The organism is Streptomyces sp. SID10853, assembly GCF_010548145.1.
GTDB lineage: Bacteria > Actinomycetota > Actinomycetes > Streptomycetales > Streptomycetaceae > Streptomyces.
This window is the reverse complement of sequence record NZ_JAAGLN010000070.1, coordinates 14,596-29,574: the sequence shown is the minus strand read 5'-3', so window position 1 is coordinate 29,574 and position 14,979 is coordinate 14,596. Positions and strand designations below refer to the sequence as shown.

The window sequence follows — 14,979 nt, the reverse complement described above, 5'->3', positions numbered from 1 at the left end:
GCAGCAGCGTCAGCCGCTCGCACTCGACGGCGCCCAGCGGCAGTTCGCCGGTGCCGGGCCCGGTCGGGTACAGCAGCGAGAAGGCGTGCCGCCCCGCCACGGAACGCCGGATCAGCACCCGCCCGTCGGCCATCGGCAGCACATCGGAGCCGGGCTCCTCCGGCTGCAGGCCGGGGAGTTCCACCGCGTACGGCTCGGGGCCGTCCAGCGTCCAGCGCTCGGGGAACCAGGCGTCCCCGGCGCGGCGAGCCAGCCGGGCCGCGTAGGAACCGTCGCCGGCGATGGTGAGTCCGGCCGTCTCCGGCACCGGGCCGCCGCGGTGCGCGCGGTCCGCCGCACTGTCTGCGTCGTCCGTCGTACTGTCTGCGGCGCGGTCCGCGGCAGAGCCTGGGGCGTCGTCCGTCGCACCGTCCACGGCCTGATCCGTCCGGTCCGTCCGGTCCGTCCGGTCCGTCGCGCGGTCCGCCGCGCCGCCCCCTGCGGCGGTCCGTACGACGGTCAGCACTGCGGTCCGTACTCCGGTCCGTACGGCGGTCTCTGTCGGGCTCTTCGTGGCCGAGGGCGTCATATTTCGGTCACCTCCGGACACCGAAGCTAGTTTTCGTACGTCCTGCCGAGTCGGCCCGTGCCTGCCGCTTCACACATACGGGTGGCTGTCCCGGTGTTCGCCTGAGGGGGAGGGGGCGGGTGTGCTCACAACCGGGGCACAGCTTAAGGTAAGGCACACCTAAGTGGTTTCTGTCAGGAGCTTCCCCATGTCCATACGCCGTCGCAGCACCGCTGCCGCCGCCCTCGCGCTCACCGGCGCGCTCGCCCTCACCGCCTGCGGAAGCAGCGACAGCGGCGACGGAGGGGCCGGCTCGGGCAAGGCCGACTCGGCGGCCAAGAAGGACGTGGCCACCGGAGGCAAGCACTTCGGCGACGCGGCGACGAAGACCGCCGCGCTCGGCACCGACGCCAAGCCCGGCCAGTTCCCGCGCACCATCACCCAGGCCATGGGCAAGACCGTGCTCAAGGCGAAGCCCGAGCGGGTCGTGGTGCTCGACGTCGGCGAGCTGGACAACGTCGTCTCGCTCGGCATCAAGCCGGTCGGCTACGCCCCCACCGAGGGCAGCGAAGGCATCCCCGGTTATCTGAAGAAGAACGCGGGCGACCCGAAGAACGTCGGCACCATCAACAGCCTCAACCTGGAGGCCATCGCCAACCTCCACCCGGACCTGATCCTCGGCAGCCAGCTGCGCGCCGCGGACAAGTACGACCAGCTCAAGAAGATCGCGCCGACCGTCTTCTCCATCCGCCCCGGCTTCACCTGGAAGCAGAACTACCTGCTGAACGCCGCGGCCCTGGACCGGACGGCGCAGGCCAAGGCCGAGCTCGGCGCGTACGAGAAGCGGGCCAGGAAGCTGGGGACCGAGGTCGGCCCCCACAAGCCGACCATCTCGATGGTCCGCTACATGCCCGACCGGATCCGGCTCTACGCCGAGGACTCCTTCATCGGCACGATCCTCCAGGACGCCGGGCTGCCGCGGCCCAAGAGCCAGCAGGTGAAGGACCTCGCGGTGGAGGTCAGCCCGGAGAAGATCGACTCGGCCGACGCGGACTGGATCTTCACCGGTGTGTACGGCGACCCCAAGGCGACCAAGCGCGACACCGTCCAGGCCAACCCGCTCTGGAAGAACCTCAGGGCGGTCAAGGACGGACAGGCGAAGAACGTCCCGGACGAGACCTGGTACCTGGGGCTCGGCGTGACGGCGGCCAACAAGGTCCTCGACGACCTCCAGGGGTACCTCGTCAAGTAGGACAGCGGGGGGCAGTGGGGGACAGCGGGGGTATCGGGTCCGGCCGGGAACGGCGGCGCGGGGCCGGCTGGCTTCACAGCAGGTCCGCCGGGCCGCACAGCAGGTCCGCAGGGGCCGACCGGCAGCCGGGGCACGGAGCGCGGGTAACCTGTAAGCGTGCCCCGTCTGTCTGAAGTCCTCTCCGCGCTCGACGCCCTGTGGCCGCCCGAGCGGGCCGAATCCTGGGACGCCGTCGGCACGGTCTGCGGTGACCCCGGCGACGAGGTCGACCGCGTCCTCTTCGCCGTCGACCCCGTCCAGGAGATCGCCGACGAGGCCGTACGGCTCGGCGCCCAGCTGGTCGTCACGCACCACCCGCTCTATCTGCGCGGTACGACGACGGTCGCGGCCGGCACCTTCAAGGGCCGGGTCGTCCACACCCTGATCAGACACGGCATCGCCCTGCACGTCGCGCACACCAACGCCGACACCGCCGACCCCGGCGTCTCCGACGCCCTCGCGGGCGCCCTCGACCTGCGGGTGGTGGGTCCGCTCGTCCCCGACCCCACGGATCCGCTCGGCCGCCGCGGTCTCGGCCGTGTCTGCGAGCTCGACCACCCGCTGCCGCTGCGGGAGTTCGCCGCTCTGGCCGCGGCCAGGCTGCCCGCCACCGCGCAGGGCATCCGCGTCGCGGGCGACCCGGGCGCGCTCGTCCGTACCGTCGCGGTCAGCGGCGGATCGGGCGACAGCCTCTTCGGGCAGGCACGCGCCGCAGGAGCCGATGCCTTCCTCACCGCGGACCTGCGCCACCACCCGGTGTCCGAAGCCGTGCAGCAGTCGTCCGTGCAGCAGTCGCCGCTCGGCCTGCTCGACGCGGCACACTGGGCCACCGAGTGGCCCTGGTGCACCCAGGCCGCGGCCCAGCTCGACGAGATTTCCGACCGGAACGGATGGGGTCTGCGCACCCATGTGTCCCGTACGGTCACAGACCCCTGGACCGCCCACGCGGCGTCCACCGCAACCGAGCATTCTGGAGCCCCCAACTGAACGCCGCGCACGCCGACCAGATCCGACTTCTCGACGTCCAGTCCCTCGACGTACGCCTGTCGCAGCTCGCGCACAAGCGCAAGTCGCTGCCGGAGCACGCCGAGATCGACTCCCTGACCAAGGACCTCACCCAGCTCCGTGACCTGCGCGTCGCCGTGCAGACCGAGGAGAGCGACACCGCCCGCGAGCAGACCAAGGCCGAGCAGGACGTCGACCAGGTCCGCCAGCGCTCGCTCCGCGACCAGCAGCGCCTCGACTCCGGCGCGGTCAGCTCGCCCAAGGACCTGGAGAACCTCCAGCGCGAGATCGCCTCGCTGGCCAAGCGCCAGGGCGACCTGGAGGACGTGGTCCTGGAGGTCATGGAGCGCCGCGAGTCCGCGCAGGAGCGGGCCACCGAGCTCACCGAGCGGGTCGCGTCCGTCGAGGCCAAGGTGGCCGACGCCACCGAGCGCCGGGACGTGGCCGCCGCCGAGATCGACCGCGAGACCGGCACGCTCACCAAGGAGCGCGAGGTCGTGGCCGGTTCGGTCCCCGCCGACCTGATGAAGCTCTACGAGAAGCTGCGCGAGCAGCAGGGCGGCGTGGGCGCGGCCCGGCTCTACCAGCGGCGCTGCGAGGGCTGCCGTCTGGAGCTGAACATCACCGAGGTGAACGAGGTCAAGGCGGCCTCTCCCGACACGGTCCTGCGCTGCGAGAACTGCCGCCGCATCCTGGTGCGTACGGCCGACTCGGGTATCTGATGCGGGAGTTCGTCGTGGAGGCGGACGGCGGCTCCCGGGGCAACCCGGGCCCCGCCGGTTACGGCGCCGTCGTGCTCGACCCGGTCAGCGGGGAGACGCTCACCGAGGCCGCGGAGTACATCGGCATCGCGACGAACAACGTGGCGGAGTACCGGGGCCTGATCGCCGGGCTGCGCGCCGCCGCCGCGCTGGACCCGGCGGCCCGGGTCCGGGTCCGGATGGACTCCAAGCTGGTCGTCGAGCAGATGTCGGGGCGCTGGCAGATCAAGCACCCCGACATGAAACCGCTGGCCGCGAGGGCGGCGGCGGTGCTGCCCGGCGAGCAGGTGACGTACGAGTGGATCCCGCGCGCGCAGAACAAGCACGCGGACCGGCTCGCGAACGAGGCGATGGACGCGGGCCGGGCCGGGGGACAGTGGCAGCCGTCGGACTCGACGGCGGAACTCGCCGCGCGGGACGGCCTGGCCCAGGACGCCTTGGCCCGGGATGGCCTGGCCCGGGAGGAGTCGGCCCGTGAGGAACCGGCCCGGGCTGATTCCGCACGCGACCGGGGCGCCGGGGGAGCCCCCGTGGCCACCTCCCCGGTGGCCACCGGGGAGGTCTCCGGCGCCGGTGAAGGTGCTCCCGCGCCGTCCGTCGGCTGGGGGGCCGCCGCTGATCTGGGCGCTCCGGCGACGTTCATCCTGCTGCGGCACGGCGAGACGGCGCTCACTCCGCAGAAGCGGTTCTCCGGCAGCGGAGGCACGGACCCCGAGCTGTCCGCCACGGGCCGGGCGCAGGCCGCCGACGCGGCGGCCGCCTTCGCCGCCCGTGGCACGGTCCAGGCAGTCGTCTCCTCGCCTCTGCGCCGCTGCCGTGAGACGGCGCAGGCGGTCGCCGACCGGCTCGGCCTTGAGGTGCAGGTCGAAGAGGGCCTGCGCGAGACGGACTTCGGCGCCTGGGAGGGGCTGACCTTCGGCGAGGCCCGCGAACGCTACCCGGCCGACCTGGACGCCTGGCTCGCTTCACCGGAAGCGGCGCCGACGGGCGGCGGCGAGAGCTTCACGACGGTGGCCCGCAGGGTCGCGGCGGCCCGTGACCGTCTGATCGAACGCCACCGGGGGACGACGGCGCTGCTCGTCACGCACGTCACCCCGATCAAGACGCTGGTACGGCTCGCGCTGGGCGCACCGCCCGAGTCCCTGTTCCGGATGGAGCTGTCGGCGGCGTCGGTGTCGACGGTCGCGTACTACGCCGACGGCAACGCGTCCGTACGGCTGCTGAACGACACGTCGCACCTGCGCTGAGCCGGCTGAGCCACGGGGCACCGCGGGGCGGGGCCGGGGCTTCGGGGGAGGGCCCGGTGGTGCGGGAGGGCCCGGCCCCCGGGCGGAGTCTCAGCCGCGCAGCGCGGCGGCGCCGCGGGCCAGCACTTCCACCCGGTCCCAGTCCCGGGCCGCCACCGCGTCGGCCGGCAGCATCCACGTACCGCCGACGCACGCCACGTTCGGCAGCGCCAGATACGAGGGTGCGGAGGCCAGCGAGATACCGCCTGTGGGGCAGAACCTGGCCTGCGGGAGCGGCCCGCCCAGCGACTTGAGGTAGGCCGTGCCGCCCGCGGCCTCCGCGGGGAAGAACTTCATCCCGGTGATGCCGCGCTCCAGCAGCTGTACGACCTCGGAGGTCGTGGAGACACCCGGCAGGAACGGCACACCGGAGTCGGTCATCGCACCGAGCAGCCGGTCCGACCAGCCGGGGCTGACCAGGAACCGGGACCCGGCGGCCACTGCCTGCGCGACCCCGTCGGGGGAGATCACGGTGCCGGCGCCGACCACGGCCTCCGGCACCTCGGCGGCGATGGCGCGGATCGCGTCGAGCGCGGCGGGCGTCCGGAGCGTGACCTCGATCGCGGGCAGCCCGCCCGAGACCAGGGCCCGCGCCAGCGGCACGGCATCGGCGGCATCGTCGATGACGACAACTGGAACGACGGGGGCGAGGTCAAGCACGGAAGTCATACCGCCATCCTGCCCCGGCGCACACGCCCTGCGCAACGCACGTTGCACCCTGTGCAACGCAGGGCGATCCCGGGCGAGGCCACCACCAGGCCCGGCCCGGCAGCGCCCCTCCAGGCCGTGCCCCTCCCGACCGGCCGCCTGACGGCCGAGCGCTTCCCGGCCGAGCGCCTGACGGCCGAGCGCCTGACGGCCGACTGGCCCAGCCGATCCCGCTCAGCCGATCCCGCCCAGCCGATCCCGCTCAGTGGATCTCGTTCACCAGCACATCCAGCTCCCGGGGCTTCCCCGGCTTGGCCGCCGCCGGGGTCTCCACCTCGTACCCCAGCTCGCGCAGCACCTCCACCAGCTCGTCGGGCCCGGCCGGAACCGCCCCGGCGATGAGCAGGTCGCGTACGATCCGCCCCTTCGTCGCCTTGTTGAAGTGGCTGACCACCTTCCGGGTCGGGGCATGGAGCACCCGCACCGAAGCCGTACGGTCGGCGACCTCGCCCTTCGGCTTCCACGCCGAGGTGTACGCGGCGGACCGGAGATCGAGTACCAGACCGTCGCCCGCGGCCTCCGGCATGACCTCGGCCATCGGGCCGCGCCAGTACGGGCCCAGCGCCCCGAGCCCCGGCAGCTTCACCCCCATCGAGCAGCGGTACGAAGGGATTCGGTCACCGATCCGCACCGCGCCCCACAGCCCGGAGAAGACCATCAGCGACTCCTCGGCCCGTCGCAGCGCCGCCGCTTCCAGCGTGGCGAGGCCGAGCGCGTCGTACAGCACCCCGGTGTAGATCTGCCCGGCGGGCCGGGCGCCCGCGGTCCGCAGACCGGCGTTCTTGGCGACCTCGCCGCGCAGCCCCTCACTGAGTCCGAGGACCTCGCGCGCCTTCTCCTCGTCGGCCGCGCACAGCTCGACGAGCTCGTCCAGCACGGCCGCCCGCGCCCCGGCCAGTCCGGGCAGCGACAGCGACTCCGGCTTCAGCGGGGCACCTGAGCCGCTTGCGGCCTTCCCCTCGGACGGCGGCAAGAGCACGAGCACAGCAGGTCTCCTTCGTACGTACGACAGCGACTGCCAGGGTAGACGGACGGGCCGAACGGCCCCGCCCGCCCACCACCTCCGGTGCCTCCGCGACAGGACGCGACAGGACGCGACAGGAACCGCCGACAGCCCTCCGCCGGAGCCGACGTATGCCACGATCGAGCGAAGATCTCCCATCTCACGGACGGTGGAGCCACCGATGTCCCAGTCTGGCGAGCGACCGAGGAAGGGGCGTGACATGACTGCCATGCCGCATGAACCGCTCACGCAGGCAGAGGTCCTGCTGGAGGGCTTCCTGGCGCTGGAGACCCCGGAGGGCTTCCGCGCGGAGCTGATCGAGGGGGAGATTGTCGTGACGCCACCGCCGGACGGGGATCATGAGGACTACATCAACCTGGTGGCGAAGCAGGTGACCAGACGTTCGCGGACCGACATGGACTTCTCCGGGAACAAGGGCCTGAAGCTGCGGAGCGGCGGTGGCTGCCCGAAGAACCATGCCATCCCCGACGGCACCTTCGCCCCGACGGATCAGAGGCTGTTCCGGGGTGCCGAGCCGTGGATGCCCTGTGACGGTGTGGCCCTGGTGGTCGAGGTCACTTCCAGCAAGCCGCAGGCCGACCGGGAGGCCAAGTATCGCTGCTACGCACGCGGCACGATCCCTCTCTACCTTCTCGTCGACCGTGAAGAGTCCTCGGTGACGCTGTTCAGCGACCCTGAGGGCGCCGACTACCGGCAGCGCTGCACCATCCCGTTCGGCAAGCCGCTGGCGCTCCCTGATCCCTTCGCCTTCGAGCTGGAGACCGCCGACTTCGTCTGACGTCCGGGTCCGGCCTGCCCCGGTCCGCCGGGTAGCATGGCCGGTACGGCAGACGAGTCGGCCGGACGGCCGCGTGAAGGTCTCTTGGATCTTCCCGAGGAACGTCCGGGCTCCGCAGAGCAAGGTGGTGGCTAACGGCCACCCGGGGTGACCCGCGGGACAGTGCCACAGAAAACAGACCGCCGGGGTCCGCAAGGCCCCCGGTAAGGGTGAAACGGTGGTGTAAGAGACCACCAGCGCCTGAGGTGACTCAGGCGGCTAGGTAAACCCCACCTGGAGCAAGGTCAAGAGAGGCCGTCGAAGGACGGCCTTGCGCGGACGTTCGAGGGCTGCTCGCCCGAGTTCGCGGGTAGACCGCAGGAGGCCGGCAGCAATGCCGGTCGTAGATGGATGGCCGTCTCCCCGGCGACCGCGAGGTTTCCGGGTGACAGAACCCGGCGTACAGGCCGGCTCGTCTGCCGTCACCGCCTCATGCCGGGAGTTGTGGCCGCGCTCGGCGCGACCACAACAGCCCGACGACGATGCCGGCCAGTTTCAGGCCCTCGGCGCACCGTGTGATCTCCTCCGGTTCCCGTACGAGCCTGCCCGTAAGGCAGCCGCTCCGGTTGCGGCGTTCCTCAGGAGGTGTGCCTGTCGATGAGTTCGGACAGGTGCTGGTAGCTCCTGGTGGCCGCGTCCAGGGACGCGCACTCCACGGAGAGCACCAACTCGTGATCGGCACGGGCGAGTGTGGCGACGATGCGGTCCCAGTCGATGACGCCTTCGCCGCAGGCGCAGCCGAGCATGCCGCGCACCTTGCCCCGGTAGCGGGCGGCGTCCTCGTGCGATATGTCCTTGGCGTGCAGGTGGGTGACGCGGCCGACGATGTCCTCCAGCCACTCGTGCGGGTCGTTGCCGCTCAGGTAGCTGTTGCCGGTGTCGAGATTGATGGTCAGCGCCGGGCTGTCGATGAGCCCCATGAGGCGGTCGAGCCGCTCAGGTGTGGCGGTGTACTCGCCGTGCGTCTCGACCGCGATGGCGATGCCCCTGGCCTCCGCCACCAGGGCCGCCTCCTGGAGCGTGTACCGCATGAGGGTGTAGTTCTCCTCCTCGGTGGTCCAGGACGGCAGCGGCCCGTCGTCGATCATGATCATGGGGGCGCCGCACTCGGCGGCGTAGCGGATGGCCTGGCGCAGATACTCGACGCTGACCTCAGGCTTGGCCAGCGGCGCGTGGCTGGACAGCGAGGAGATGCTCAGCCCCCGGCTCTCCGCGGCGTGCTTCAGGCGCAGCGGGTCATCGAGCATCGAGAGGCTGTGGAAGTAGCCGGCCGCGCTGAGCAGTTCACGGCCCCAGTGGACCATCGGCTCGACGTACTTGTAGCCGATGGCCGCGGCCTGGTCCATGGCCCAGTCGAAGGAGCCGTTCTCGAAGCGGGCGAACTCCAGGTTGAGCCCGAGTTTGATGTTGCCCATGGTGTGTACCTTCCCTCCGGTCAGAAACCGCGCTGGACGACGTACTCGTCACGGGTAGGGCCGTGGTACGCGGGAACGGTGATGTCCCACCAGCCGGTCGGGTGCATCTCGGTCCAGGGCAGTTCGTGCGCGCTCATGGCCTCGATGACCACAGGACCCGGAGTGGCGAAGGCGCGGCGGACGGCGTCCGCGAGTTCTGCGGGGTCCTCGACGCGTTCGGCCGTGCAGCCCAGCGAGCGGGCGAACGCGGTGATGTCGGCGAAGTACGGCTTGCCGTCCTTGGTGGTCCAGCCGCTGACGATCTGGCGTTCCTCGCCGAAGAGATTGATCTGGAGGTCCTTGATCGCCTCCCAGCCGCCGTTGTTCAGGACGACCACGACCAGCGGAAGGCCGAGCATGACCGCGGTGGCCAGTTCCGTGCCGGTCTGCAGGAAACTGCCGTCACCCACCATCGCCAGGACCGGCCGGTCACCGACGGCGGCCTGGGCGCCGATGGCGGCCGGCAGGCCGAAACCGATCCCCGACATGCCACCGGCGACGATGTTGGTACGGGGTCCGTAGACGGGGAACTCGTTGAAAGCCTGATTGGCAGGATTGCTGGAGTCGGTGACCAGGATGCCCTCTCGGGGCAGGGCCTCGCGGATCTCCACCATGGCGCGGGAGTTGGTCATCGGCAGGTGGTCGGTGGTCCGCATCGGGCGCAGGTGCTCCTCCCACTGCGCCTTGAGGTCCTGCAACTCGGCGAAATACTCGGACGAGCGCCAGTCCGGGGTGTCGCCGAGCGTGTTCAGCTCGCCCAGCAGGGCCCCCAGGCTCGCCTTGGCATCGCCGACGACACCGACCTCTGCCGGGTAGTTCCGCCCGATCTCGAAGCCGTCGATGTCGATCTGGACGAGCTTGGTGCCGGGGATGCTGAAGGTGACGCCCGGCTTGTAGGAGGAGGTGATGCGGTCGCTGAAACGGCAGCCGACCGCGAGGATGACATCCGCGGAGCGGGTGACGCCGTTGCCGGGGACGGAGCCCATGTCACCGCAGGGCCAGGCGTACAGGTCGTGGTCGGCGGGGAAAGCGCCCTTGCCCATGAAGGAGTGGGTCACGGGCGCGCCGAGACGTTCGGCGACGGCCAGCAGTTCGGCGCCGGCCCCGGAGGCGATGACGCCACCGCCGGCCAGGATGACCGGGCGCCGGGCGCCGGCCAGCAGCCTGGCCGCCTCGGCGATGCGCTCGGGGTCGCCGCCGGGGCGGCCGTGGGCGCGCCGACGGCGGGTCTCCTCCGGCTCGTACTCGCCGTACTCGGCCTGGAGATCCTGCGGAATGTCCAGCAGGACGGGGCCGCGACGGCCCTCGTACATGGTGTTGAAGGCCTGGGCCAGGACGGTGGAGAGCTGGTCGACCCGGCTCGGCTGCCACCAGCGCTTGACGACGGGCTCGGCCATGCGCGGGAAGTTGTTGCCGTGCGGCCGGTCGATCTCCTGCAGTACCCCGTGGTTCTCCATGTAGGTGTGCACCGCGCCGGTGATCAGGAGGAAGGGCTGGGAGTCGGCGAAGGCCGTGGTCAGACCGGTGAGCGTGTTGGTCGCACCGGGGCCGATGGATGTACAGCAGGCCGCGACCTTGCCGGTCGCGCGGTAGTAGCCGTCGGCCATGTGGGCGGCCCCCTGCTCGTGCATGGCAGGGACGACTTCGATCTCGTCCTTGCGGTCGACGAAGGCGTCGACAAGTGCGGTGTTGCCGTGTCCCGGGACGGCGAAGACCTTCTCCACTCCTTCGCGGATCAGGAAGTCGACGACGATCTGGCCGCCGGTGAGCCTGGGCATAGCTACCTCTTGTTCGTGTGCTGGGCGGGGGCGGCGGGGGAGCCGCCGGTGAGGTGGTCCGCGACGCGCAGGGCGTTCGCGGCGATGGTCAGCGCCGGGTTCATCACCGGCAGCGACGGAAAGAAGGACGAGTCGACGACGTACAGGTTGTCGACGTCGTGCGAGCGGCAGTTGGCGTCCAGCGCCGAGGTCGCGGGGTCGGTGCCGGCCCGTACGGTGCCCGCCTGGTGGGAGTTGACCTCGATGCCGGTCCGCTGGCTGAACACCAGGGGGTACCCCATGCCGCGCAGGATCTTCCTGGTCTCCCGGACGAGGACCTCGTGCGCACGGACGTTGTTGGGCCTCCAGTCGACCTGGATGTCCCCGGCGGGGGTCAGGGTGACGCGGTTGCCGGAGTCGGGCAGGTCCTCGGTGAACAGCCACCAGTCGATGCTGCGGTGGGCGGCGTAGCGGAGTGCCCAGGCGGGGATGGCGGGGCGCTGGCCGGCCATCATGTCCGCCTGGAGCTTGCCGATGAGCTGGACGTGCCCCAGCGGGTAGGGGTGGTCCGCGGTGCCCTTGGTGTAGAAGTCGTTGAAGTACAGGGTCTTCTGGAACTCCGCGGTGTTCTTCCGGGTCGGGTGGACGCCGACCATCACGGAGTTGTTGTGCACCATGTAGTGGCGGCCGACCGTGCCGGAGGAGTTGCCGAGCCCGTCCGGGTGCTGCGGGCTCGCCGAGCGCAGCAGGAGGGCCGCGGAGTTGACGGCACCGCAGGAGACGACCACGGTGTCGGCGCCGATACTGACGGGCGCTCCGTTGTGGATGAGCTCCACTCCGGTTGCCTTGCCGCCGGCGTCGTTCGTGAGCACCCGGGCGACCCGGGCGTTGGTGACCAGCTCGACCGAACCGGAGGCCAGGGCGGGCCGGACACAGCAGACGTCGGCGTCGGACTTGGCCAGGACCCGGCAGGGGAAACCGTCGCAGAAGGCACAGCGGATACAGGATCCGCCGTCCCGCAGGTCCAGGCCGAGCGGGATGCTCGACGGGGTGAGCCCCATCCGGGTCAGGGCGTCGGCGGCCTCCTGGACCGGTGGCTCGTGTCCGATCGCCGGATAGGGGAAGGGCTCGGACCGCTCCAGGGTGGGGTCGTCCGACCGGTCCCCGTGCACGCGGAAGAGCGTCTCGGCACGCAGGTAGTACGGCTGCAGGACTTCGTACGGGAAGGGCCACTCCGGCGAGGTGCCGGCCTCGTGCTCCGTCGCCCGGAAGTCCTCGCGGCGGAACCGTACGAGCGAGGAGCCGTAGAGCTTGGTGTTGCCGCCGACGTAGTAGTAGTTGCCGGGTGTGAAGGCCTTGCCGCTCGCGTCGTACCACTGCTCCGCGTTCTGGTAGCGGTGGTGGCGGAAGACGGCTCCGGCGTCCCAGTTCTGCTTCTCCTGCGGCAGGAAATCACCGCGTTCGACGAGAAGCACACGGGCACCGACGTCCTTGAGGGCGTAAGCCGTCGTGGCGCCGCCCATGCCGGAGCCGACGATCACGAAGTCGTAGTGCGACCTGGTGGGGCCGTCGTGGGGCAGAGCTGGTTTTCCGTTCATGGCGTTCGTCCCTGGCTGGAGCTGGAGCTGGAGCTGGAGAAGGGGGCGGGCGGAAGATCGGCCACCGGGTGTCGGGGAGTACGCGGACCGCTCGTCCGCCCGCCCCGGGGGGTGCGGCACCCGTCACGGTCCGGAGGAGCGGCCAGACAGGTGCCGAGAGTTTTAGTTATTCGATTAACCGCCGCGAGGCTAACACCGCGACCTCGGCTGTCAACAGGTGTGAAGGTGGCGCGCCCCGCCCGGAAGCACGCTGGGTAGGGTTGGCGGCGAACCACGCCGACGAGGGGAAGCAGACGCCAGTGGTCACCATGCGTGATGTAGCACGGGCGGCGGGTGTCTCCCAGGCGGCCATCTCCTACGCGTTCAGCCGGCCGGAGAAGCTGTCCGCACCGCAGCGCGAACGCATCCTGCAGATCGCCGATGAACTCGGATACGCCGGTCCGCACTCGGTCGGCCGTACGCTGCGCACCGGACAGGTCGGGGCGCTCGGCCTGATGGTCACGGACTCGCTGCCCTATGCCTTCGACGATCCGGCCACGGCCGCGCTGCTGCGGGGCATCGCCGAGGTCGGTGAGGTGTCCGAGACCGCGCTCACCCTGCTGCCGTGCCCGCTGGAGTCGGAACGGCTGACGCGGAACTCCGGGGTGTTGCTGCGGGGGCTCGTCGACGGCTTCCTCGCCTACGCCCTGCCCGAAGGGCATCCCGCGGTGGAGACCGTGCTGCGCAGGCGGTTGCCGGTGGTGGTGATCGACGGTCCCAACCCCGGAGGGCTTCCCTGGGTGGGCATCGAGGACCGTGAGGCCGCCCGGTCGGCCGCCGCTCATCTGCTGGCCCTCGGCCACCGTTCCGTCGGCGTCCTGGTCGACAGGCTGGTGCCCGACGGCTGCAGCGGCCCTGTCGCTCCCGCCCGGCAGCGCGCGGCACGCGACCGGGTGATGAGGGAACGGCTGGCGGGCTACGCTGCCGCCTTCCGCGCGGCCGGCCTGCCGTGGGAGGAGGTCACCGTGATCGAGGCGGGAGGCTTCCACGAGGCCGCTTCGCTGGCCGCTGCCGGGGCTCTGCTGGAGACCGGCCCCCTCACGGCCGTGCTCGCCGGTACCGACGTCCTGGCGCTCGCGGCGATGCGTACCGCCGGCAGCCGCGGCCTGCGCGTTCCGGAGGACCTCTCGGTGATCGGGTTCGACGACCTCCCCGGTGCGGCCGGCGCGCAACTGACCACTGTGCGCCAGCCGTTGGTCGAAAAGGGCCGCCGCGCCACCCAACTGCTGCTCGATGTGATCGCCGGCGCCGAGCCGGAGGAGATCCTCCTGCCGACGGAACTGGTCGTACGGGCGACGACCGCCCGGCCGGGGCACGGCTGACCTCACGTGCCGGATCCGCCGAAGCGCACGTCGTGGTCGCTCCACGGCAGGCTCGCCCCGCCGTGCCGGGCCGCGCGCAGGTCGCCGGAGCGGGCATGGCCCTCGAAGTTCTCCAGGCGGGAGGCCCGTCCGCAGATCTCGCCCAGCAGCGCGCTGCTGGCCTTGTCCCGGACCTCCTGGTAGGTCACGGTCTTGAGGTACTTGCCCACCCACAGGCCGCCGGTGTACCGGGCGGCGCCCATGGTCGGAAGGACGTGGTTGGTCCCGATGACCTTGTCGCCGTAGGGAACGCAGGTGTCCTGGCCGAGGAAGAGGGCCCCGTAGTCCCGCATACCGGTCAGGGCGTCCCGCGGTTCGGCGGTGAAGATCTGCACATGCTCGCTGGCGTAGGTGTCGGCCAGGGCGAAGGCTTCGTCCTGGCCGTCCACCACCACGACCTCGCCGTGGTCGCGCCAGGCCGCACCGGCGACCCTCCCGGTCGGCATGGCGGGCAGCAGCTCGTCGATGAACTCGATCGTGCGCCGTCCGACCTCCCGGGAGGTGGTGATCAGGACCGCCGGGGAGTCCGGTCCGTGCTCGGCCTGGCTGAGCAGGTCCACGGCGACCGTGAACGGGTCGGCGGTCGCGTCGGCGACGATGAGCACCTCGGTGGGCCCGGCGAACAGGTCGATCCCCACCTCGCCGAACAACTGCCGCTTGGCTTCGGCCACATAGGCGTTACCGGGGCCGGCCAGCATATGGACCGGGGCGATGGTCTCGGTGCCCAGGGCGAGGGCGGCAACCGCCTGCACTCCGCCGAGTACGTAGATCTCCTCCGCGCCCGCCATGTGCATGGCGGCGACGCTGACCGGCGGCGGGGCCCCCTCGTTCGGAGGGGTGGTGGCGGCCACCCGCTCGACGCCCGCGACCTTCGCCGTGACGATGGTCATGTGCGCGGAAGCGGTGAGCGGGTAACGGCCGCCCGGCACATAGGCGCCGGCCGCCGAGACCGGGATGCTGCGCTGTCCCAGGAACACGCCCGGCAGGGTCTCGATCTCGAAATCGTGCAGGGAGTCGCGCTGTGCCTGCGCGAAGTTCTGCACCTGCTGCTGCACGAAGCGCAGATCATCGAGCACGCTGGTGGGGACCGACGCGACGATGGATTTGATCTCCTGCGCGCCGAGCCGGTAGGACGGCCGGTCCCAGGAGTCGAACTTCGCCGAGTACCGGCGGACGGCGTCGTCGCCGTCGGCCCGCACGTCGGCGATGACCTCGGCGACTGTGTCGACGACCTCCGGGCGGCTGCTGCGCGCACCGCTCTTGGCGGCGGCGGACTTCAGTACAACGGGCACGGCTGGTCTCCTTGAGGAAGAGGGGAGGGGAGGGGGACT

12 protein-coding genes, 1 other RNA gene and 1 pseudogene are annotated in these 14,979 nt (G+C 71.2%); 7 read left to right on the top strand and 7 right to left on the bottom strand.

The genetic code is table 11. The annotated features are described in order from the left end of the window. Nucleotides 1-568 (bottom strand): annotated as a pseudogene (locus G3I19_RS37555) (hypothetical protein); the annotation flags it as partial. A 187-nt stretch (nucleotides 569-755) separates the two neighbouring features. Between G3I19_RS37555 and G3I19_RS16110 the strand changes: the two are divergent. From G3I19_RS16110 to G3I19_RS16095, 4 genes are all read left to right on the top strand, one after another. Beyond that, nucleotides 756-1,799, top strand: a complete 1,044-nt coding sequence (locus tag G3I19_RS16110) for an iron-siderophore ABC transporter substrate-binding protein (RefSeq protein ID WP_164264296.1) — start codon at nucleotides 756-758, stop codon at nucleotides 1,797-1,799. 156 nt (nucleotides 1,800-1,955) lie between these two features. Beyond that, on the top strand, nucleotides 1,956-2,825 hold the full coding sequence (locus tag G3I19_RS16105) for a Nif3-like dinuclear metal center hexameric protein (protein ID WP_164264295.1): 870 nt from the start codon (nucleotides 1,956-1,958) through the stop codon (nucleotides 2,823-2,825). Then, nucleotides 2,822-3,565: a C4-type zinc ribbon domain-containing protein gene (locus tag G3I19_RS16100; protein WP_203599647.1), complete on the top strand. Its 744-nt coding sequence runs from the start codon at nucleotides 2,822-2,824 to the stop codon at nucleotides 3,563-3,565. Before G3I19_RS16105 ends, G3I19_RS16100 begins: the two co-directional genes overlap by 4 nt. Then, nucleotides 3,565-4,851, top strand: a complete 1,287-nt coding sequence (locus tag G3I19_RS16095; protein WP_164264293.1) for a bifunctional RNase H/acid phosphatase — start codon at nucleotides 3,565-3,567, stop codon at nucleotides 4,849-4,851. Before G3I19_RS16100 ends, G3I19_RS16095 begins: the two co-directional genes overlap by 1 nt. A 90-nt stretch (nucleotides 4,852-4,941) precedes the next feature. Here G3I19_RS16095 and eda read toward each other — a convergent pair whose 3' ends face one another. Both eda and yaaA read right to left on the bottom strand, forming a co-directional pair. After that, on the bottom strand, nucleotides 4,942-5,559 hold the full coding sequence (gene eda, locus G3I19_RS16090) for a bifunctional 4-hydroxy-2-oxoglutarate aldolase/2-dehydro-3-deoxy-phosphogluconate aldolase (protein ID WP_164264292.1): 618 nt from the start codon (nucleotides 5,557-5,559) through the stop codon (nucleotides 4,942-4,944). A 241-nt stretch (nucleotides 5,560-5,800) separates the two neighbouring features. Further along, nucleotides 5,801-6,583, bottom strand: coding sequence for a peroxide stress protein YaaA (yaaA, locus tag G3I19_RS16085; protein WP_164264291.1), 783 nt, complete (start codon nucleotides 6,581-6,583; stop codon nucleotides 5,801-5,803). Nucleotides 6,584-6,830: 247 nt separating this feature from the next. On the opposite strand from yaaA, the gene G3I19_RS16080 reads away from it, so the two are divergent. Together G3I19_RS16080 and rnpB are read left to right on the top strand one after the other, a co-directional pair. Then, a complete protein-coding gene (locus G3I19_RS16080) occupies nucleotides 6,831-7,400 on the top strand; it encodes a Uma2 family endonuclease (RefSeq protein ID WP_164264300.1) in 570 nt (189 codons plus the stop codon). Between the two features lie 53 nt (nucleotides 7,401-7,453). Next, nucleotides 7,454-7,858: RNase P RNA component class A (rnpB, locus tag G3I19_RS16075), an RNA gene on the top strand. Between the two features lie 159 nt (nucleotides 7,859-8,017). On the opposite strand, the gene G3I19_RS16070 is transcribed toward rnpB, so the two are convergent. From G3I19_RS16070 to G3I19_RS16060, 3 genes are read right to left on the bottom strand one after another with little or no spacing between them, the layout of a single operon-like run. Next, nucleotides 8,018-8,854 (bottom strand): sugar phosphate isomerase/epimerase, encoded by an 837-nt coding sequence (locus tag G3I19_RS16070; RefSeq protein WP_164264290.1) that lies wholly within the window; start codon nucleotides 8,852-8,854, stop codon nucleotides 8,018-8,020. A 20-nt stretch (nucleotides 8,855-8,874) separates the two neighbouring features. Continuing rightward, nucleotides 8,875-10,671, bottom strand: a complete 1,797-nt coding sequence (locus G3I19_RS16065; protein WP_164264289.1) for a thiamine pyrophosphate-binding protein — start codon at nucleotides 10,669-10,671, stop codon at nucleotides 8,875-8,877. A gap of 2 nt (nucleotides 10,672-10,673) precedes the next feature. Further along, complete coding sequence (locus G3I19_RS16060) at nucleotides 10,674-12,248, bottom strand: GMC family oxidoreductase (protein ID WP_164264288.1); 1,575 nt, start codon at nucleotides 12,246-12,248, stop codon at nucleotides 10,674-10,676. A 308-nt stretch (nucleotides 12,249-12,556) separates the two neighbouring features. Here G3I19_RS16060 and G3I19_RS16055 point away from each other — a divergent pair, with 308 nt between their 5' ends. After that, complete coding sequence (locus G3I19_RS16055; protein ID WP_203599643.1) at nucleotides 12,557-13,609, top strand: LacI family DNA-binding transcriptional regulator; 1,053 nt, start codon at nucleotides 12,557-12,559, stop codon at nucleotides 13,607-13,609. Nucleotides 13,610-13,611: 2 nt separating this feature from the next. Here the strand turns inward: G3I19_RS16055 and hisD are convergent, their stop codons facing one another. Continuing rightward, the gene (gene hisD / locus G3I19_RS16050) at nucleotides 13,612-14,940 is read right to left on the bottom strand and encodes a histidinol dehydrogenase (RefSeq protein WP_164264287.1); all 1,329 of its coding nucleotides are present in this window, start codon (nucleotides 14,938-14,940) and stop codon (nucleotides 13,612-13,614) included. Between the last annotated feature and the right edge of the window lie 39 nt (nucleotides 14,941-14,979).